At 51.9% G+C, this 22100-nt stretch carries 10 protein-coding genes and 1 tRNA gene; 7 read left to right on the forward strand and 4 right to left on the reverse strand.

Translation table 11 applies throughout. The features are described from left to right. Positions 1-21 precede the first annotated feature (21 nt). The 7 genes from IC229_RS03350 (at position 22) to IC229_RS03380 (ending at position 7496) form a co-directional block, all read left to right on the forward strand. Entirely contained in the window at positions 22-2469 is a 2448-nt protein-coding gene (locus tag IC229_RS03350; RefSeq protein ID WP_190885511.1) for a penicillin acylase family protein, read from the forward strand. Positions 2470-2627: 158 nt separating this feature from the next. Continuing rightward, complete coding sequence (locus tag IC229_RS03355; protein ID WP_190885512.1) at positions 2628-2978, forward strand: hypothetical protein; 351 nt, start codon at positions 2628-2630, stop codon at positions 2976-2978. A gap of 78 nt (positions 2979-3056) precedes the next feature. Beyond that, a complete protein-coding gene (locus IC229_RS03360; RefSeq protein ID WP_190885513.1) occupies positions 3057-3647 on the forward strand; it encodes an OmpH family outer membrane protein in 591 nt (196 codons plus the stop codon). A 458-nt stretch (positions 3648-4105) separates the two neighbouring features. Further along, positions 4106-4567 (forward strand): SsrA-binding protein SmpB, encoded by a 462-nt coding sequence (smpB, locus tag IC229_RS03365; protein WP_190885514.1) that lies wholly within the window; start codon positions 4106-4108, stop codon positions 4565-4567. Positions 4568-4738: 171 nt separating this feature from the next. Continuing rightward, a complete protein-coding gene (locus tag IC229_RS03370; RefSeq protein ID WP_190885515.1) occupies positions 4739-5254 on the forward strand; it encodes an HNH endonuclease in 516 nt (171 codons plus the stop codon). Between the two features lie 249 nt (positions 5255-5503). Then, complete coding sequence (gene rpsA, locus IC229_RS03375) at positions 5504-7285, forward strand: 30S ribosomal protein S1 (RefSeq protein WP_190885516.1); 1782 nt, start codon at positions 5504-5506, stop codon at positions 7283-7285. A gap of 137 nt (positions 7286-7422) precedes the next feature. Continuing rightward, positions 7423-7496, forward strand: a tRNA-Cys gene (locus IC229_RS03380). Between the two features lie 425 nt (positions 7497-7921). Here IC229_RS03380 and IC229_RS03385 read toward each other — a convergent pair. The 4 genes from IC229_RS03385 to IC229_RS03400 all read right to left on the reverse strand — a co-directional run bounded on the left by IC229_RS03385 (position 7922) and on the right by IC229_RS03400 (position 21472). Continuing rightward, entirely contained in the window at positions 7922-8260 is a 339-nt protein-coding gene (locus IC229_RS03385; protein WP_190885517.1) for a LytTR family transcriptional regulator DNA-binding domain-containing protein, read from the reverse strand. A 121-nt stretch (positions 8261-8381) separates the two neighbouring features. After that, positions 8382-16805: an FG-GAP-like repeat-containing protein gene (locus tag IC229_RS03390; protein ID WP_190885518.1), complete on the reverse strand. Its 8424-nt coding sequence runs from the start codon at positions 16803-16805 to the stop codon at positions 8382-8384. After that, a complete protein-coding gene (locus tag IC229_RS03395; protein WP_190885519.1) occupies positions 16802-17086 on the reverse strand; it encodes an FG-GAP repeat domain-containing protein in 285 nt (94 codons plus the stop codon). The genes IC229_RS03390 and IC229_RS03395 overlap by 4 nt, the downstream gene beginning before the upstream one ends. A 138-nt stretch (positions 17087-17224) precedes the next feature. Beyond that, a complete protein-coding gene (locus IC229_RS03400; RefSeq protein WP_223833836.1) occupies positions 17225-21472 on the reverse strand; it encodes a hybrid sensor histidine kinase/response regulator transcription factor in 4248 nt (1415 codons plus the stop codon). Positions 21473-22100: the final 628 nt, after the last annotated feature.

Raw genomic sequence — 22100 nt, forward strand, 5'->3', positions numbered from 1 at the left:
TATCAGCATTCATCTGCATCCATGCGTTATTTCAAAGCTATTTTACTATCGGTACTTACCATAACGCTCGTCTGGGCGTTGAACCGTCCCTGGGGAAGTGTTCCTGCTTTTGGCCCGTTGCTTAGTCCGTTTGCTGGGTTCTGGCAAAACGCCGAGTCTGACCAAACCAAAGATGAAGAAGTGAATGTAACAGGCACCCGAGCTCCTGTTACGGTCGTTTTCGACGATCTGGCCATTCCACACGTCTTCGCCCAAAACGACTACGACCTTTACTTCGCCCAAGGCTACCTGACTGCCCGCGATCGGCTGTGGCAAATGGAATTTCAGACGCATGCGGCCGCTGGTCGTGTTTCGGAAATTGTTGGCGAACGAGCGCTCGAACTGGACCGCTTCAACCGTCACCTGGGTATGGGTTACGGAGCCGAGCAGACGCTGAAAGGCATGGAGTCTGACCCAACCACCCGCGAGGTGCTGGCTGCTTACACAGCTGGTATCAATGCCTGGATTGATCAACTTACGCCAGCGCAGTATCCAATTGAATATAAATTACTCGGGTACGCACCTGAGCCGTGGACGCCCCTAAAATGTGCGCTTTTACTGAAACAGATGAGCAGCACACTCGCCGGTGGAGCCGATGATTTATTGATGACCAACGTATTACGTAAATACGGAGCCGCCGTTACGTTCGATCTTTTCCCCGATTATCCCACACGCGAAGACCCAATAATTCCGCCTGGTACAAAGTGGGATTTCAAGGCATTGCCGGTACCGGCCCCTCCAAAGGATAGTTTACTCACGAATTTAATTGCTCTATCGGCACCTGGTTTTGGCGTATCACCCAGCCGCGCCAATCCAGAAATTGGCTCGAATAACTGGGCTGTTGGCGCACAAAAATCAGCTACTGGCCATCCCATTCTGGCAAATGACCCGCACCTGACGTTGAGTTTACCATCGATCTGGTATCAGATTCAGTTGGTTTCGCCGACGGTCAATACGTATGGAGCGTCGTTACCCGGAGCGCCTAATGTGATTATTGGTTTCAATAAAAGTGTTGCCTGGGGCGTAACCAACGTAGGGGCCGATGTGCTTGATTTCTATGCCATCCGCTTCAAGGATGCATCTAAACAGCAATACTGGCACGATAATCAGTGGAAATCGGTTCGGCGTCGGCTCGAAACCATTAGGGTTAAGGGCAAACCCGACGTAGTGGATACGGTCTATTATACCCACCACGGACCACTGGTTTACGAAACGGGAGCCAAACCGTTCCGGCCCAGTATTCCGGTGGGGTATGCCGCCCGCTGGATTGCACATGAGCAGTCGAATGATATGCTTTGTTTTTATAAGCTTAACCGGGCTGAGAATTTTGCGGATTACCGGGAAGCGCTGGCTTACTACGTAGCACCCGCCCAAAACTTTGTGTATGCTGATAAGAACAATGATATAGCGATTTCGCCCAATGGCCGTTTTCCGCTGAAGTGGAAAAATCAGGGTAAATTCCTCATGGATGGTACGAATCCCGCCAACGACTGGCATGGATACATACCCGCCGACCAGAATCCGCTGGTAAAAAATCCACCGCGCGGATTTGTCAGCTCGGCCAATCAGTTTTCTACCGACCCGTCGTATCCGTATTATATCAACTGGCAGTTTGCACCCTCGGAGCGTGGCCGACGTATCAATCAGCGATTAACGGTCATGAAAGGGGCCACTATCGATAGCTTGCGCATGCTTCAGAACGATAATTATAATCTGCGAGCATCTGATGCGCTTCCTACATTATTGCCCAGATTGTCGGAGAAAGGCATGAGCGAACAGCAACGTAACGCCTTGCAGGCACTGCGTCAGTGGCAACGTAGCAACGATGCTGGTGAAATTGGCCCAACTATTTTCACAGAATGGACTGCTCAACTGACAAAAGCCATCTGGGCTGACGAATTTGATACGGGTGATACGTTGCCCATGCGTTTCCCCGCGTTCGACCGTACGCTGACGATGATGCAGCGCGATACGGGTGCTCGCTGGTTCGATAATACGAAGACACCCGCCCGCGAACGCTTTTCGGACGTACTGAACGAGAGTTTCCGCGCTACGTGTGATACGTTGGTGAAAAAACACGGCCCGGTTGGTACATCCTGGAATTGGGGGCAGCATAAAGGAACCGACATTCGCCATTTGCTGCCGGGCGTCGATGCGTTCAGCGCACTCGATTTAGATGTAGGTGGGGGAGCTGTAGTGGTTAATGCTACCAACGAACGTACTGGTCCTTCTTGGCGTATGGTGGTAGCTCTGGGCGATCAGCCCAAAGCGTACGGACTATATCCGGGGGGGCAATCGGGTAATCCGGGAAGTCCGCACTATCAGAATATGATTGAAACCTGGCGACTCGGAAAACTGAACGAACTGCTTTATCTGCAATCAGCGCAGGATAAAAACCCGAGGCTGAAACGGACTATGACCTTGAAATGAACCTCTTTAAACGTAGTGATTTTGTCATGCTGACGCAGGAAGCATCTTAATGTATCATTACTTCCAAGCCAGGTTATCTTAAGATGCTTCCTGCGTCAGCATGACAAAAATGCTCATCTGAATTCTAAAAAGCTTAATAATCGACTCATACAAGCACCATGATTCACATTATTTTGATTGCTGTTCTAAGTTTCCTTGCTCAACTGATACTTCCGTGGTGGAGTTTGGCGATTGTGGCTGCTCTAGTCTGCTTTTGGCGCAGTCCGGGCGCGTTGGCTGCCTTTTTTTATGGGTTTATCGGCGTGGCTATCGTCTGGCTCGTCTACGCTATACTCATACACCTACGTACTGACGGAATTTTTACGGCACGTATGGGCCAACTTCTTTTCAAGATGAATAATGCGGCCATGCCGATGCTAGCAACAACAATTCTAAGTGGTTTAGTGGGTGGACTGGCCGGGCTCAGCGGATATTTTATTCGACGTAGTACTGGAAATCAAACGGCGTAGGTCGTAAATCAGAAATCGCTAATTCAAACAACTTCAATACCTTTGTAAGATAAACTGTCACTAATCAATACGTTTCCTGTGAAGAATGCTTCTTTAATTCTAAATGTCGTCCTGGCAATTGCCGTAGCTGTACTGTACTACCTGCACTTTAAAGACCGCCAACCCGAAGTCGCTACCACAGCGCCTGTCGAAGCTAAAGGTAAATCCATTGTATATGTGAATGTTGATTCGCTGCTCACCAGATACGAATACTTTAAAGACACCCAAAAGGTGCTCGAAAGCAAGCGTTTCCAACTGGAAAATGATTTAGCAGCTAAAGGGCGTAATCTGCAAAATAAAGTCGCTTTTTTCCAGCAACGTGCCCCAACAATGACTCAGGAACAGGGCCGTGCTACCGAAGCCTCGCTTCAGAAAGAACAGCAGGATATTCTGGCGTATCGTGAGCGGGCTGCGCAAAATCTGGCTTTGGAAGAGCAGACCAAAAACAAAGAGCTATACGACCAGATTTACGATTACCTGAAAAAAATCAACGCTCAGAATAAATATGAGTTTGTATTAGGCTACACCAAAGGCGGAGGTATCCTGTTTGCCGATCAGTCGGCCGACCGAACCAAGACCGTTTTGGATGGTCTCAATAAAGAGTACCAGTCGAAGCAGACAAAAAAATAAAATAGAATACAACGAAAAATCCGCCCGAATTTAAGTTTGGGCGGATTTTTCGTTTAAATACGATTTGGCACACTTATTGACAATAAGCGTCAATTCTGTAAATTATAAACCGTTTTAAGATTAGTGATAATTAATCCGTGAATTAATGTATACGGTTTATGAAACTTCAGCTAGTTAGATGGACTAGGCACCATTTTTGCCTAATAGTAAGCAATCCTATCGTGTGGAGTCAAAGCCTCAGAGGAGAATAGCCAAATATCGCTTGGGTTTGGGCCGGTGCCGTACCGGATCTTGAGGCTGTGATTTCGGTACCACTCGTGAGAGTGTAAACACCGGCCCCCCAGGCGTCCTAATTTCTTATTAGGAATGCTATTTCCTGTTCGCGTCACAAACCTCTACGTAATTTCCGGTGTTTTTGGTCGTACTCAGCTACCTTTGTAGCCCTTTGACCTATTTGTATGGCCTCTGCTTCAATTGTAAAACAGGTTGATGTTCGAAATCGCCGGGCATCATTTGAATACGTTTTTCTGGAAACGTATACGGCTGGTATTGTCCTGACCGGTACCGAAATTAAATCGATTCGCCAGGGGAAAGTCAACTTGCAGGATGCTTACTGCCTGATTTTGAACGACGAAATGTTTATTCGCCAGATGAGTATTTCTGTATATACAGAAGGGACGCACTACAACCACGAACCCCTCCGCGAACGTAAACTCCTATTGACCAAACGCGAAATCAAGCGCCTTACCGAAAAGCTGAAAGACCAAGGGCTTACAATTGTTCCAATCCGACTTTTTACCAATGAGCGCGGTTTTGCTAAAATCGAAATTGCACTGGCGAAAGGTAAAAAGCTCTATGACAAGCGCGAAAGCATAAAAGAACGCGACGTAGAGCGCGATATGCAGCGCGAGAGATACTGATAGAAGGCTCTGACAGGCTCCGGCTGTCGGAGACGTGATGGCGGCTAATTCTGTAGCTTAAACTGACAGCGGGAGCCTGTCAGAGCCTTCGCTAAACTAAATTTCCCCGAATTATTGTCCATATGTGGATAACTCTGTAACTTGCTACCGTACAGAGGCATCTAAACGTGTATGGGTAGGAAAGTATTAGTCTTAAATCAAGATTACAGTGCCCTGAGCATTTGCTCCGTTCCCAAAGCATTCTTGCTGGTTTATCTGGATAAAGCCGAACTTGTTGCCGAATCCGAGCAATTTATGCTCCGAACCGTGTCTGCCGAATATCCCATGCCAGCCGTCATTCGGCTACACCGCTACGTTAATCTGCCTTACAAAGGTGTTATGCTAACCCGGCAAAATATCTTTAAGCGCGATGGTCATCACTGCCAATATTGCGGAACCACCGAAGATTTAACGTTAGATCACGTACTGCCAAAATCGCGGGGCGGGAAAACAAGCTGGGATAATCTAGCGACGGCCTGCAAACGATGCAACTCACGCAAAGGCGATTTTACTCCGGAGGAAGCCAACTTGAAACTACGTCAGAAACCATTCAAGCCAACTTTTCTGGTTTTTCTGCGTGAATTTTCAGGTTCGATCGAGCAAAGCTGGATGCCATTCCTGGCGAAGAAAGAACGGGCGTTTCAATAAGCGCGCTTACTAATAAAAAGGAGACGAAAAGTTGAGAGTGAAATGCCCATACATTCACTCTCAACTTTTCGTCTCCTTTTTATTTTCTTCGCCCTCAAACTCAAACACTTTTGCTGGTTCCGAAACTTTTTTCCGAAAGCAATTGCTATCTTTGCAGTCCTTTTTCGAAAGAAACAATTTTACAACCAAAAGTCAGTCCGCCATTGACCTACGGGCTGATGTACTGAGTGGGTCAGGAAACTTTTTTTTATGAGCAAAACGCAGCAACGCGAACTGCCGGCATTTGATTGGGACCGCGCAGACAACAAAGGTTTTGGGAGTGGCTATTCGGATGCAGACCGCAACCGGATGTTGGAGATGTACGACAATACATTGTCGGAAGTAAAAGAGAAAGAAGTAGTAATGGGAACCGTCGTTGGGATAACGGACCGGGAAATATTACTCAACATTGGATTTAAGTCGGATGGCTTGGTTCCTGCTTCGGAATTCCGGGATTTGCCGGACCTGAAGATGGGCGACGAAATTGAAGTTTACGTAGAAAATCAGGAAGACCCGAACGGTCAGCTGGTTCTTTCGCGTAAGAAAGCGAAAGTAATTACGGCGTGGCAGAAAATTCAGAAAGCGCTTGACGATGACCTCGTTATCGATGGTTTCGTGAAACGCCGGACGAAAGGTGGTCTGATTGTCGATATTTATAGTGTTGAAGCGTTCTTGCCAGGTTCGCAGATCGACGTGAAGCCAATTCGCGATTTCGATATCTTCGTTGGTAAGAAAATGGAGGTTAAAGTCGTCAAGATCAATTATGCAAACGACAACGTAGTAGTTTCGCATAAAGTCCTGATTGAGAAAGACCTCGAAGCACAACGTGCTCAAATCCTGAACAACCTGGAAAAAGGCCAGGTACTGGAAGGCGTTATCAAAAACATGACCAACTTCGGTGTGTTCATCGATCTTGGTGGTGTCGATGGTCTGTTGCACATCACGGATATTTCGTGGGGACGTATCAGCCACCCATCGGAAGTTCTGCATCTCGACCAGAAAGTCAACGTAGTAGTTCTCGACTTCGACGAAGACAAAAAACGTATCTCGCTGGGCATGAAGCAACTTCAGGCTCACCCATGGGATGCGCTGGCCGAAGACATCCAGGTTGGCTCGAAAGTAAAAGGCAAAATCGTGAACGTAGCAGATTACGGTGCGTTCCTTGAAATCCAGCCAGGTGTAGAAGGTTTGATCCACGTATCAGAAATGTCGTGGTCGCAGCATCTTCGTAACCCACAGGAATTCCTGAAAGTGGGTGACGAAGTTGAAGCCGTTGTGCTGACGCTGGACCGTAACGACCGGAAAATGTCGCTCGGCATCAAACAACTGACGGAAGATCCCTGGACTCGTCCAGAACTACGCACTAAATACGCTGTTGGTACGAAACATAAAGGTGTAGTACGTAACCTGACCAACTTCGGCCTGTTCCTTGAACTGGAAGAAGGTATCGACGGACTGGTACACGTATCAGATTTGTCTTGGACGAAGAAAATCAAGCATCCTTCTGATTTCATCAAAGTGGGTGACGACCTCGATGTTGTAGTACTGGAACTGGACGTAGACAACCGTCGTCTGGCCCTGGGTCATAAACAACTCGAAGAAAACCCATGGGATACGTTCGAAACGGTCTTTGCCGTTGGCACGATTCACCGTTGCACCATCCTGAGCAAAAATGACAAGATGGCAACCCTCGAGTTACCTTACGGAATTGAGGGCTTCTCGTCGCTGAAGAACCTGTCGAAAGAAGACGGCACGTTTGCTGAGGTAGGCGAAACGCTTGATTTCAAAGTAACTGAGTTCTCGAAAGAAGAGAAACGTATCATGCTTTCGCACACCAAGACATGGCAGGAGAAGAACGAACCAGCTAAAGAGGCCAAAGCCGCTAAAGCTACTTCTACTAAAGCCGCCCCTGCACAGGCAGAGCGTGGTGCTACGTTAGGTGATCTTGATGCACTGGCTGCTTTGAAAGAGCAGATGGAAAGCAAGAACTAAGCGTTACGTTATATAAAGATTATACCCCCAAGCTCACGAGCTTGGGGGTATTTTTTAAATCTACCTATTACTTTAATTGATAAAGTCGTATGTTTGCACTCCCAAATACGTGATACATCATGTATGAGGAAAAATAGGGTTCCGTGGCCGAGTGGCTAGGCAGTGGTCTGCAAAACCTCGTACAGCGGTTCGAATCCGCTCGGAACCTCCACCTATAGTATCAAGGCTAATCAGTTATACAGCAAAAACGCTGTTTTTCAACTGATTAGCTTTTTTTGTTGTCTATACCTGATGGAAAATAATCAACTATAATAAACTAAATCCGTCCCTTGGCGTAAGCTTTACCGATTCGAAGGTAAACCGCAACAAATGCGACCGTAAAACAACAAAACTATTAACGCCCACCTCGAGCGTTACCGCTTTCGAAGCAGCTTTATATTGAATGTATCGAGAAAGGCCCTATCTATAGAGTATGCGGAGGATAATCCCTCTTTGTTTTATATAGGAGTATTGGCTGAGAATCTAAGTTGCTGGTTGTCAATCGCTTATGTTTGGAATTGAGTGGCTGGGAAATTTGGCGACTATTTCCCAGTTAAACTGCTGTCTGCTGAATGTGGTGACTCAGTCAATCCTAGATTAGACCTGTAGCTGGCGCAACGTCTGTTTTACCTGGCGGATGCGCCGACGGGGAACCACTACTTCCTGTGGGCTCCCACAGCCCGCCAACTTCACCACCAACTGCTTGGTCTCAGTCCGGTGCCAGCCCGAAATCAGACCAGGATCAACCGCCATTTGTTTACTCAGCCGTATCAGGTATGGATAACGTTGGCAAAGTTTACAAAGGGTAATGGCTGACAGGTAATAACCACCCTTGTGAAAATACACATGAGTATAGTTGCCTTCGGCCAGCAGCCAGCTCACCGGGGGCGGACCATCCGTTAGGTGGGGTTTTAAATGGGGTGTTGGTTTAGTCATTAACGGAGATGTAGTTGTTAGCAGTGGATGTAGCCAGCCCTACGGCCAATCTACAGGTAGGCAGGTTGCGTAGCTCTAGAAGGTAAGCTCTCCAAGACCACACAACCTGCTATCTGAAGAGCTAGTTAGTGCCCAGTCGCAGTCGGCTGTTGGTGCTCAGTAACAGCCGCCCAGCGGGCGAGTACACCACCCGCTGGGCCTGTCCCTGGTAACTGGCTGGCAAGCTCACCGCATGGTTGAGTGTCACGACATCGGTGATGAACGGCACCCGTCCACACGACCACACACTCGCATCACTCCAATCTCCCGCCTTCACACTGTACATGCTGGCACAGTTGCTCCCTGGATTCACTACACTCAGAGGTAGGATAGTGGAAATGGAGCCTCCAGCGGGGTCACTGGCTACCACCGTCACACTGTAGAACGAGCTGGTACTAGCTAATACTGTGCCACTGATCGTGTTCGGCGCCACGAAGCTCAATCCTGCCGGTAAACCCACCACCGACAGGCTCAGACTATTCGGCGTTTCAGCATCGGTGAAGGTGTTGGCCGGAATGCTGTAACTGAAGGCCTGGCCGACCGTCACCGACTGGGGTGGGATGGCATTCTCCACCCTTGGATTGCCGTTGGCGCAATAAGCCAACCAGTTGTAAGCAAACGTGGCCTCTCCCGGTGTGCCCTGCTGGCGGGCCTTGAAGACAATTACCGGGTTGTCGGTGTAGACTGTCAGCTGATAGGGTTCAACGATAGTCTGGGTGGTTAGCTCATTGACCACCGACACACTGATGGGCTGGCCGTTGGTATCCCTGTAGTTGATCAGGAAGTTGATGCGTCGCTCGTAATAGCCCACCAGGTTGCAGTCCAGCATGGTAACCCCGGTGATGGCAAAGCCAGTGGGTTGCACGCTCAGGCTAAAGCTGGTGCTGGCCGATAAGCCACCTGGATCCGTGGCTACCACCGTCACCGAGAAGGGGGAGCCCAGGGTGGTGGAAGGGGGGCCGGTGATGGTGTTGGGAGCCACGAAGCTCAGGCCAGCGGGCAAGCCACTAACCGAAAGGCTGAGGCTGGTCGGTGTTTCGGCATCGGTGAAGGTGTTGGCCGGGATGCTGAAGGTGAATGAAGCGCCCAGGGTAGCCGTCTGGGAGGGGATGGGGTTGGCCAGGGTGGGGGCGCAGTTCTGATAGCTCACGCTCACACTGGCGGTGCTGGAGCAGCCGTTAGCCCCCGTTAGGGTCACCGAGTAGGTGCCTGCGGTAGCGGTGGTGAAGCTTTGAGATGTGCTGCTAAAGCCACCCGGTCCTTGCCAGCGGTAGCTTAGGCCGCTACCCGTCGCGCTGACCGAGACGGTAACACTCGTGACCGTACAGCTCAACGGACCACTGCTGGCTGCCACTACGTTCTGAGGGGGAGTGTTGTTCTGCTCCACCTGGGTAGTGGCCGTGGCCGTACACCCGTTAGCACCGGTAACGGTTACCGAGTAGAGGCCTCCTACACTGACGGTTACGGTTGGGTTGGTACCCGTCTGATCCAGGTTTGGCCCTTGGAAACGGTAGGTGCTTGCTCCCGCTGGCGCACTCAGTTGCACACTGGTTTGGGAACAGGCCAACGTACCCGAACTCGTCAGGCTAGCGGTCGGGCTAGCCGTGTCGCTGGTCACGGTGGTGGTCGCAGCGGCCGAACAGCCATTGGCACTGGTGACGATAACTGTATACGTACCTGGGCTATCAACGGTGGCGGTATTGCCCGTGCTACCTCCTAGCTGATTGGCTCCCGAGCTGAACACGTAACTTGCACCTCCGGAACTGGCCGTCAGGGTTACGCTGGTAGCGGCACAGCTCAACGGACCATTGTTGCCCAACGTAGCCGTTGGCGCGGTGGGAGCCATTAAGGTTACCGGCCCTGGGGCTGTGCCTGAGCAGCCATTATTGCTGATGGAGAAGTTCGAGTAGGTGCCTGCACTCAGACCCGTCAGGCTGAACGCACCGCTGCTTACCGTCACTGCTCTGGGGCTACCTGCTCCGGTATAGATCAGGCTGTAAGACCCATCCGCCAGGTTGGTCGTGAAGCTGATACTACCCGTATTGCCCGAGCACGAACTAGGGTTAGTTGGGTTGCTCACTGCTAAAGTTGGCGCCGTGGTGCTGCCCGTGACAGTCACCTGAGCTATCGCTGAGCAGCCTGCTCCGTTGGTGATGGTGACCGAGTAGGTACCTGCTTGCGAGACAGTGGCCTGATTAGACGTACCGATCCGAGTAGCCCCACCGCTGAAGACGTAGCTGGCCTGATTAGCCGGGCTGGCCGTCAGCGTCACACTCATGTTGGCGCAGGTCAACGTGCCCGACACTACCAGACTGGCGTTGATGCTCGCCGTGCTGCTCTGGATGGTGGTGCTGGCTGAAGCCGTACAACCGTTGGCCCCAGTAACCACCACCGAGTAGCTGCCACCTGCCGTTACCACCGCCTGGTTAGACGTACCAATCTGACTGGCTCCTGTACTGAAGACATAAGTGCCTTGGCCCGCTGGTGAAGCGGTGAGCGTCACACTGGTGTTGGCACAGGTAATCGTACCGTTGCTGGCCAGGCTCACTGTGGGTGCTGTGGTGCTGCCCGTGACAGTCACCTGAGCCACCGCCGAGCAGCCTGCTCCGTTAGTGACGGTGACCGAGTAGGGGCCCGCCTGGGCGACGGTGGCCTGGTTAGACGTACCGATCCGAGTAGCCCCTGCACTGAAGGAGTAGCTGGCTTGCCCGGTTGGGGTGGCGGTGAGTGTCACGCTGGTGTTGGCGCAGGTGATAGTACCCGAAGACGCCAGCCCCACCGTGGGTGCCGTGTTGACGGTCAGGCTGAAGTCCGTTGAGGTCACGCTGCCACAGGCCCCCGTCACCACCACCGAGTAACTGCCCGCATCCCCTGTCTGAACATTGCTCAGCGAGAGGGTGGTTGTAGTCTGGCTTTGCACGGGGCTGCTGAGGCTGTTTTTGTACCACTGATAGGTGTAGGGACCCGTGCCGCTTACGCTCACCGCTACGTTTACTTGGCTGCCTCCGCACACCGCCGAGCCACTGGGAGGTTGAGCACTGATGCTGGGTGCCGGGTTGACCGTTAGGGTGGCCGCTGTGGAGCTGACCGAGTTAGAGCCGCTCACCACCACCCGGTACTGGTAACCGCTAAGGGCTGTTGTGGCGCCTGTCAGCGTCAGGGTGGCACTGGTGACCCCGCTGTAGGGGGACGTATTGCTCAGGTTGGTAAAGCCCGAGCCGGCATTGACCTGCCACTGGTAGGCCGTAGCGTTACTGGCCACCACGCTGAAGCTGGTGTTGGCTCCAGCACAGACGGTAGCCGATGCCGGAGAGCCTGTAATGGCCACCGGGGGAAGCTGATTCAGCCGGACACTCACATTGTTACCGAAAGGATTTGCAGTTAAGAAGTCCAGATCGCCGTCTCCATCCACATCTCCCAATGCTATACTTTGAGAGCCACTGTCCACTGATACATTGGTGGTGCTGCTGAAATTACCACTGCCATCATTGAGCCGCACACTCACCGTGGCACTGCCAGCAACGGCGGTTATGAAATCCAGATCACCATCTCCGTCCACATCTCCTACTGCTACACTCGTAGGAGTATTGCCCACCGCTACGTCAGAGCCGCCACTGAAATTGCCACTGCCGTCATTCAAGCGCACACTCACCACGGTACTGTTTAAATTAGCGGCTAAGAAGTCTAAATCGCCATCGCCATCCACATCCCCCAACGCTACACTAATAGGCTGAGTGCCCACCGCTGCGTTGTTGTTGCCACTAAAATTACCGTTGCCATCATTGAGCCGAACACTTACCGAGTTACTGCCATAATTAGCGGCTAAGAAGTCTAAATCGCCATCCCCATCCACATCCCCCAACGCCACACTTCGAGGGGAATTGCCTACCCCTACGTTGGTAGTGCCACTAAAATTACCACTACCGTCATTCAAGTGTACACTCACATTGCTACTGCTGAAATTAGCAGTTAAGAAGTCCAGATCGCCATCCCCATCCACATCTCCCACCGCCACACTAGCAGGCCCACTGCCCACCGCTACATTGGAGCTGCCACTGAAATTACCACTACCGTCATTCAAGCGTACACTCACATTGCTACTGCTGAAGTTAGCAGTTAAGAAGTCCAGGTCGCCATCCCCATCCACATCCCCCAACACGACACTTTGAGGAGCATCGCCCACCGCTACGTTGGAGCCACCACCAAAAGAACCACTACCGTTATTCAACCGCACACTCACATTGCTACTGCTGAAATTAGCAGTTAAGAAGTCCAGGTCGCCATCCCCATCCACATCCCCTACCGCTACACTTCGAGGAGAATTGCCTACCCCTACGTCGGAACCACCAGGGAAGGTGGCGGGGGCCGTGGCAACTGCCGTAGTGAATTGATACACTTGAGCTTTGGCCAGGCCACTGGCTGTGGTGGTGGTGACATAGACCACCTCTCCCGGCTTGAAGTCCACCGAGGGATTGAAGGTTAATGAGTTGCCATTGATGGTGGCCGTACCCGCTTTTTTGCCCCCGGCCTGCTGGCTCCATACCGTCAGGGCGCTGGCGCTGATGGGGGGGCTACTCAGGGTAACGCTGACGTTGGTGTTTCTGGTTACTGACTTGGCATTGCGGGCTGGTGATAAGGCAGAAAGGGAAAGGGGCTGAGCGCCCACCGTCAGGCTGTAGGCCGTGCTGGCCACACCTACGCAGCCGTTGGTATCCCGAGCCTGCACCAGCAGGCTGTAGCTGCCTGCCTGTGTGGGCGTACCCGACAACACGCCCGCACTCGACAGGCTGAACGTAGCGGGTAGGTTGGAGCTGGCTACGCTGAAGCTGTAGGGGGTAGTACCACCTCCAGCCGTGAAGGTCTGACTAAAAGCCACCCCCACCGTAGCGGTGCTCACGGCCGGGTTACTCACCGATATGGCGGTGGGTGTACCCTGATACTCGACGGCACCCATGTCGACTCGCCCCCCAACGATGCGGGGGTTGCCCACCAGATCGGTGGGGGGCAGGGCGGTGGCTGAGTAGGGCGGGCTGGTTATGGTAACACTGGCGGGGTTACCGGCGTTGATGGCCGGGGCGCAGGCGTTGAGCGCTACGCTGGTATTGCTCACAAAGGGGCTGGTGGTGGTAGTAAGGTTGTTGGAACCCGTATAGTCCGTCTCGCCCGTCTCAAAGAGCGAATAGGAGGCCGCTACGCTGCCCACAATCGTGTTCTGCCCTCCGTTGCCGAAGAATACACAGCTTGTCAGGGTCGGACTGCTGCCACTATTATTTAGTGCCCCGCCATTGGCCGCGGTATTGTTACTAAAGCTACAGTTAACTAGGCTGGCATTGCTGCTAGACAAGTTGACCATCCCTCCGCCATTGTTAGTAGCCGTATTGCTCTGAACGCTACAGTTAGTCAGGGACGGACTGCTGTTGAAGTTGAACATCGCCCCGCCAAACGTTGCCCGGTTGCCGATAAAGCTACAGTTGATCAGGCTGGGACTGCCACTGTTTTCATTGTACATACCGCCGCCCCGATCCGTGTTTCCGCCGGTGCCAGTGGAATTGCCGCCAGTAATGACAAAGCCGTCCAGCACGGCTGTATTGTTTAGCACCGAGAGGTTATTGATGACGTGGTAGCTGTTGTCGGTGTTGTCAACTGGTGTACCGATATCGCCCGAAAGGATGGTGGGGTTAGTGGCCGGGTTACGCTGGGTTAACGTGGGATTGCCCGTAGCCGGGAAGCCCCCCAGGATGGCCAGCCCATTGCGCAGGGCGAAGCTGGCGCTGCGGTTAGTGGTACTGGTGGGCTTGTAGGTACCAGCGGCTACCCAGACCTCGGTCACATTCTGCGAACAGGAGTAGGAAAGGGCGGCCTGCAGATCGGGCAGGGCATCGGCCCAGCTCAGGCCCGTGGCGGCCCCTGTGGCACCGACCCGCACGTAAAGCCGCGTGGGGGCGTTGATCGTTAGGGTGGCCGCCGTCGAGGTGACCGAGTTGGAGCCGCTCACCACCACCCGGTACTGGTAGCCGTTGAGGGCTGTGGTGGCTCCGGTCAGGGTCAGGGTGGCACTGGTGACCCCGCTGTAGAGGGCCGAGTTGCTCAGGTTGGTAAAGCCTGGGCCGGAATTGACCTGCCACTGATAGGACGTAGCGTTGCTGGCCACTACAGAGAAGCTAGTGTTGGCCCCGGCACACACTGTAGCCGATGCCGGAGAGCCGGTAATGGCCACTGCGGGAAGCCCATTCAAGCGCACACTCACATTGGCATTGCCATTATTAGCGGCTAAGAAATCCAAGTCCCCATCCCCATCTATATCCCCCAACGCTACACTAAGAGGACCACTACCCACCCCTACGTTGGTAGTGCCACTGTAATTGCCAATACCGTCATTGAGCCGCACACTGACGTTACTACTGTTATTAGCGGTTACTAGGTCCAGATCCCCATCCCCATCCACATCCCCCAATACTACACTTTGAGGGCTACTGCCCACCGCTACGCTGGTGCTGCCACTAAAAGTACCAGTGCCATCATTCAACCGCACACTCACATTGTTATTGCCCTGATTGGCGGCTAAGAGGTCCAGATCGCCATCCCCATCCACATCCCCCAACGCCACACTTCGAGGAGCACTACCCACCCCTACGTTGGTAGTGACACTAAAGTTACCACTACCGTTATTCAAGCCCACACTCACATTGGCACTGTTAAAATTAGCAACTAGCTGGTCCAGATCGCCATCCCCATCCACATCCCCCACCGCCACACTCCAAGGATTTATACCTACATCTATACCGAAACCACCACCAAAATTACCACTACCGTCATTGAATCGCACACTCACATTGTTACTGTTACTATTGGCGGCTAATAGGTCCAGATCCCCATCCCCATCTATATCCCCCAATGCGACACTTTGAGGGCTGCTTCCCACTCCAACGTTGGTGGTGCCACTGAAATTACCACTGCCATCATTGACTCGTACACTCACATTGTTACTGTTATAATTAGCGGTTACAAAATCCAGATCGCCATCCCCATCTACATCCCCTACCGCCACACTAGCAGGATCATTGCCCACTCCTACATTGGTGCTGCCACTGTAATTGCCACTTCCGTCATTTACCCGTACACTCACATTGTTATTGCTATAATTTGCGGTTAATAAGTCCAGATCGCCATCCCCATCCACATCTCCCAATGCGACACTATAAGGATTAGCGCCCACCGCTACGTTGGTAGTGCCACTGAAAATGCCTGAGGCTGTAGCGGCTGCGGTGGTGAACTGATAGACCTGGGCCTTGGCCAGACCGCTGGACGTGGTGGTGGTGGCATAGACCACCTCCCCCGGCTTGAAGTCCGCCGAGGGATCAAAGGTTAATGAGTTGCCATTGATGCTAGCCGTACCCGCTTTTTTGCCGCCGGCCTGCTGGCTCCACACCGTCAGGACGCTGGCACTGGCGGGTCCAGTGGGGGGGCAGCTCAGGGTAACGGTGACACTGGTGTTGCTGACCACCGACTTAGCATTGCGAACAGGCGATAAGGCTGTTACAGTGAGGGGAGAGTTCACCAAGATAGAAATGGTTTTATCATCTTCACTACAGGTTACAAGATCGGGTTTGCCATCGCCATTCAGGTCACCAAGAGCCGATGAATTCGGCCTGTTACCAGCCGCATAAGCGAACATGGGTGAAAAGGTGCCATCACCTTTCCCTAACAGCACTGATACAGTTTTGCTAGACCTATTGGCTGTTAGTATATCCGGGATTTGATCCAGATTCACATCGCCCAGTATCAGCGTGCGTGGAAAATCGCCAGCTGCATACGTTGTGGATGTCGGGAAAGTACCATCGCCCACTCCCAAAAAGACTGATACGTTATCCGAACTGTTGTTAGCCGTGACTAAATCTGCCTTCCCATCACCATTCAGGTCGCCGATCTGCACTGAGAAGGGAGAGGAGGCATTAGAAGGCATAGTGTAAGACACCTTAGGCAGAAAAGTGCCATCCCCATTCCCTAATAGCACAGATATAGTATTGCCAAAGGAGTCGGCGGTAACTATATCTATGTTACCATCGTTATTTAAGTCACCTGAATCTATACCGCGCGGATCAGTCCCTGTAGGGTAGCTAACGGCGTTTTGAAATGTGCCATCGCCCATGCCCAGAAACACCTCAATCGCTGAGTTCGTGCCGGACGGAAAGTTTACGCTTGACTCAATCAGATCGATCCGACCGTCCTTATTGACATCAGCCGCCGTTAGCCAAAGGCCTGCACCCGTATTGTTCCCTTTGGTAACGGGTGGCTGAAACGACCCGTCGCCGTTACCCAATAGTATCGATAGTCCCTGAGTCAACCCCGAAGAAAAATTTGCCGTTGCCACATCAGGCTTTCCGTCGGCATTCAGATCGGCCACCACTACTGCAACAGGGTCAGTTCTCTGATTTTCATTTGGTCCTGTAGGGTAGTTAACCGAGGGTTGAAAGGTCGCGTCTCCGTTGCCCAGACTCACCGTCACGTAATTATACCATAATAACCGTTTACCATATCTAACTTACCATCGGCATTTAAATCGGCCATGACGATGTGTACTGGCGAAGAACCTACTGCGATGGTTGACGAGACCGTAAAACATTGTGACCAGGTAGTGCCCGCTGAGCAAAGCAGACAAAATAGCATCCAGAGTAATGGATGATTACGTAGTAGCCGTCCAAAGCGGGAAACCTGCCCGATGGGAAGTTGGCGCTGTATGTGTAAGCCCGGATTGGTTGTTCTCAGATACGTAAAGGATAAAGTCATGGTACTCGGGCTGTGGGGTTTAATCACATTGAAACAGCCACGCAATAGTACCGGTATTGGTGCCAAAACAGGTGGAGAAATCACCTTAAAAGGTGGACTTTTTGCCACAATGGCCACCATTCGCGCAAAAAAGTGAGTTTAGGGGTGGCTTTTGCTGGACAACCGAAAGCTGCCGGGCGACTGGCCGACGTCTTCGGAGAAAATGCGGCTAAAGTATTTGGGGTCGTCCAAGCCTACCGCATAGGCTACTTCGGCGATGGTCAACTCTGTGGTGACTAACAATTCCTGGGCTTTGCGCAAGCGAAGCGAACGAAGGTACTTACTCATGGGCATCCCCGTTAGTGAAATTAGCTTCTTATTGAGGGGAGTACGGCTCATGCCCATCCATTGGCAAATCTCATCGACCGAAAGCTGGGTATTATCTAAGTTAGCTTCTAGGGCGGTACGTAGCTTACTTAAAAACGTATCCTCCAAAGGCTCGTCTGGCTGGTCAGTGGAAGTCGTAGCCGGAACGGTCTCTAGCTGTGTACTGCCCAATGCCAGCTGGCGGTAATGGCGTTGCAGCAGCCGCCGGGACTGAATCAGGTTCGTTAGCACAACCAGCAACTCTTCGCGCAGGAACGGTTTTACTAAATAGGCATCAGCGCCCCGTCGTAAACCGGAAAGTCGGTCGCTTACGGCGGCCCGGGCGGTCAGTAGCAGGATGGGAATATGACTGGTTCGCTCATCGTTTTTCAACGTATCGCACAGCTCAAATCCATCTTTGACGGGCATCATTACGTCGCTCAGAATTACGTCGGGGCTCTTCTCGAAAGCCAGGTCAATACCGATCTGCCCGTTTTCAGCCCGGATCACCTGGTAATCGGCCCGGAGGCAGGTTTGAATGTAGGTCGCTACGTCGTCATTATCTTCCACCAGCAAGAGCAGTGGCTGGTTGGCGGCAGAGGGGGACATTTCCGGCTCGATCCACTCCGAACGATCAGGGATGGTCAGAACCGGAGCCACTGACAGCTCCTGAGTAGGCCCGGCCTGGATTGGCTCGGCCTGACGGGTCAGTGGTAAGCTAACCACAAACTCAGCACCCAGGCCGGACCCATTCGGGCCCGAACGATTTCGAACGGCTAGTCCGCCATTCATGAGCAACACTAACTCCCGTACCAGTGACAGCCCAATGCCGGTGCCATTAACCGGTGAAGCGGACGGTGTGCTACCCTGACGTGTTCCCGCCATGTCTGGCCCGGCTTGAAAGAAGCGGTCAAACACCTTAGACAGAATCGATGGCTCAATACCGGGTCCGGTATCGCTGACGCTGAACCGAATCCAGGGCTTATCCAGATGATCCGTTGGCGTAAGTTCTTCATAGTATCCCTCCGGACGTAGTGGTTGCCAGCTCTCCAGCCGCTTCAACTGGTAGTCGATTTGTCCGCCCTCAGGGGTAAACTTCAGAGCATTAGTCAGCAGATTAGACAGGATATCCTGCAACTTGTCTTTATCAAAATCAGCTTCGCATTCCTCCGTGAGAACATGCACTTGTATGTTCTTAACCTTGGCCATCGACTGGAACGATTCGATAACGTAGCGGGAAAAAGTTGCCATATCAGCCCGCACCAGGCGCAGATGCATCTCACCAGACTCAATTTTGGAGAGGTCCAGTAGCTGATTGATCAACCGAAGTAGATTGGTGCCGTTTCGTTTGATTAAATCAGCCGCCTGCCGCAGTTGCTGGGGTTTGTCGTCCGGTTTATACGCTTCCAGTCCGGCGGCCATACCCAGGATTACCGTGAGCGGGGTACGAAACTCATGCGAAATATTGGCGAAAAAGTGAGAACGGGTCTGGTTGAGCCGAAGCAGGTCCTGCGCCTGTTGCTCAATAATCTCTTTATCGTGCTCAATGCGAGCGGTTGCCTGCCTAACCTGGGCTTCCAGCCGAAGCTGTTCGGCCCGATGTCGCCAGATTCGCCAACGTAACCAGACCCAGATGCCTGCCCCGACCAGGATCACCATCAATATTAAAAACCAAGCCTGCAAATAAAAGGGACGTACCACCACCAGTTTTATAGTCAACGTATTGGTTGACCACTGGCCATCGAAAGCCTGCGCCTTGATCAGCAACGGGTGTTCGCCATAGGGCAGATTGCTCAAACGTAGCGTTGGCTCCGACTGGTACGTCCAGTCTTTATCCAGGTCGCTGAACCGATACGCATACAGGTTCTTTTCGGCGTTGGCATAGTTGAGTAGGGCAAAATCCAGCACACTGGAGCGGTCATCGGGCTGAATAGTAATGATATTACTGGTTACTACGTCCTGAGTTTTGTCGACGACCTTGTCGACCGAATTGTCGTATTGCCGGAACGAGGTGATACGTACCAGTAGCTCAATTGGTTTCTGGGTTTGAAAATCCTGTGGGTCAAAGGCCGTAATGCCGTTCAGTCCCCCAAAGTAGATACGGCCGTTCTTTTCCTGAAAATGGGAAATCCGGTTGAACTCATTATGGGTAATGCCATCTTCGACCAGATACGTCCGGGTCGTCAGTCGGACGGGGTCAAACTGCATGATGCCAAAATCGCTGCTCATCCAGAGGTGGCCCTGGTTGTCGGGATAAACGGCATAAATATTATCGTTGGATAAGCCTTCACTACGTCGAAACGGCTGATACGTTCCCTTTCGGCGGTCCCACCGGATCAGTCCCGCATTGGCGGTAGCCAGCCAGTAAATACCCGCCTTATCCTGATAGACATGATGGAAGCTTTCAGCGGGCAGATAAAACCCTTGTTTGCCCCCACTTCCGTAACGGGCCGTGATCCCTTGTTGCGGATGGAGCGTGTATAAGCCCGTATTGGCGCAAATCCAGATGACGCCCTGTCGGTCGGGAGCGATGTGCATGACCTGTGCCTGGGCCAGTTCGGTAAATTGATTGTACTGGGCATAGGGCGTTACCTTCCCCTGTGTTGTCTCGAACAGGTAAAGCCCTCTTCGTCCACCCAGCAGCCATTGTTGAGCGTTCAGGGGGTGCAGCGCCCAGGCATCCCAGATTTCAGGAAACTCGGCCACGCTGGAACTGCCGGTAGCCGGCTGGTAACGAACAAGCCGATTTCCAATACCGCTATAGAGCGTGCCCTGCCCATCCTGCATTAACCCATACCCCAACGCAAATGCATCGCTGTTTGTCTTGAATATATTGGGGGTATACTGCTTCCTGGATGTTCCGCCCAATCGCGGGGTGCTATACAAACCAAACTTTTCCAGATTGGCAAAGACCTGATTGCCCAGGACGGTAATTCCCCGAACCGTCGCGGCCTGTTTGGCCTTTGTATCCTGCTCATAAAATAAGCGTTGAAAGTGGTTCTGGGCCAGTTCAACCTGATACACGCCAAAACTGGTACCTAACCACAACAGGCCGTTCCGGTCGCGGAAAAAGCTTCGGTTCACAATTGGCTCGGCCGACAGTTGAGGAGTAATTGTCAGGGCAACGCCTTTGGTCACATTCCTTAGGCTCGTTCCATCCCAAATTAACCCGCTACGGTCAACGGCATAGCAAACCGGGAAAAGTAATTGGTTTGATGATGTAATCAACGAAGCCGGCCACTCTTGCTGGTGCCCCGACTCATCTACGCTATACAGTACACCGAACCCTGGCTTTGTCGGGGTTAGGGCAGCATAGAAAAACTCGATACCGGCGTTTCGCTGACCATAAAAGATAATAATTGACCCCAGCACATGCGAAAACTGATGCACGATACGTCCATCGAGGGTTAGCTCTAGCACAAACGTATCATCAGCAATGGCCCAAACTGTGTGGTGATTAGTAGCCCGAACGGCAACCAGTTTTTTAAACGGCGGAACGGCCACGTATCGCAGCCCGGATTTTGGATGGTACGTTACCAACCGGGCGGATTGAAAGTCGGTGAAAACGATCGTACCATCCTCGGTGCTGAACAGGCGATACTGATGATCGGGTGTCGTTAAGGAAGGTTGTTTGCCAAACTTTTCGTCAAACGAAATAGCCCGGCCGGTTAACGGGTTAAACAGCGAGATCTGCACCTGACCGTTGGAGCCCATCAGCCACAGATAGCCTTCGGCATCCTGAGCGATGGATTGTATATCGTCGAAACCGAGTCCGTTCCGATCCTTCGTATAGGTGGTAAATTTTAAGCCATCGAAGCGGTTAAGCCCGAACTTGGTGCCAAACCACATAAAGCCCTGCTTATCCTGGAAAATGGCATTCACCTCCCGGTGCGACAAGCCCTGCTCGGGTCCATACTGTGTCACCGAGGCCGTATAGGATTGAGCGTGGACACCCCAACTTCCCCAAAGCCACAGCACCATGACCAAAGCGGAAAGGACTACGCTCCATTTTTCGGTTCCAACGACAATATACTTGCTCATTTTAGTTACTAGGCATCACAGGCAATGGGTCTATTATACTATATCCTCCCAGTAACAAGATACCACTACTATGAAAATACGTATTAATATATACGGATAAAATAAGTTTTCTAGTTTCCTTAATTTCTTGTCGATTTAAACGCTCGTGGCTGTTGCACAACTCATCTGGGCCATCATAGTCGTTCAAATAAGCTGCATTCTCGTTGTTGTTCTATCGCTATCGTCTTTAGGGCTTAAATTGTGCTCAATAGAAGCGGATTCTAGTGGATACCTTGCCGACTGGGAGTTGTGCAACAGCCACGCTCATTTTGAGCGACACCGATTATATGGACAGATATTTATGCAGAACTAATTGAGGCAGTCATAAATTGTTATCTCACAAATTCAGCTAAATCTGAGTGTGTGATACACTTAGAAAATAAAATAGGTCGGGGGAACCACCCACCCGACCCGATGAGCCGAGGGAACCACCTGCCCGGCTCTGACCAAACCAAGAATCACAGAAGATTCGAGATCACAGCAAAGGTAACGATGACTAACCGGCCTGTCGTCCCCTAGCCTCAATAATTATCTGTTTCGTCCCCTAATTCGTCCCCTGGGTTTTTATTGATTAATAAACGGTTTGATA

This window comes from Spirosoma profusum (genome assembly GCF_014699005.1).
Classification (GTDB): domain Bacteria; phylum Bacteroidota; class Bacteroidia; order Cytophagales; family Spirosomataceae; genus Spirosoma; species Spirosoma profusum.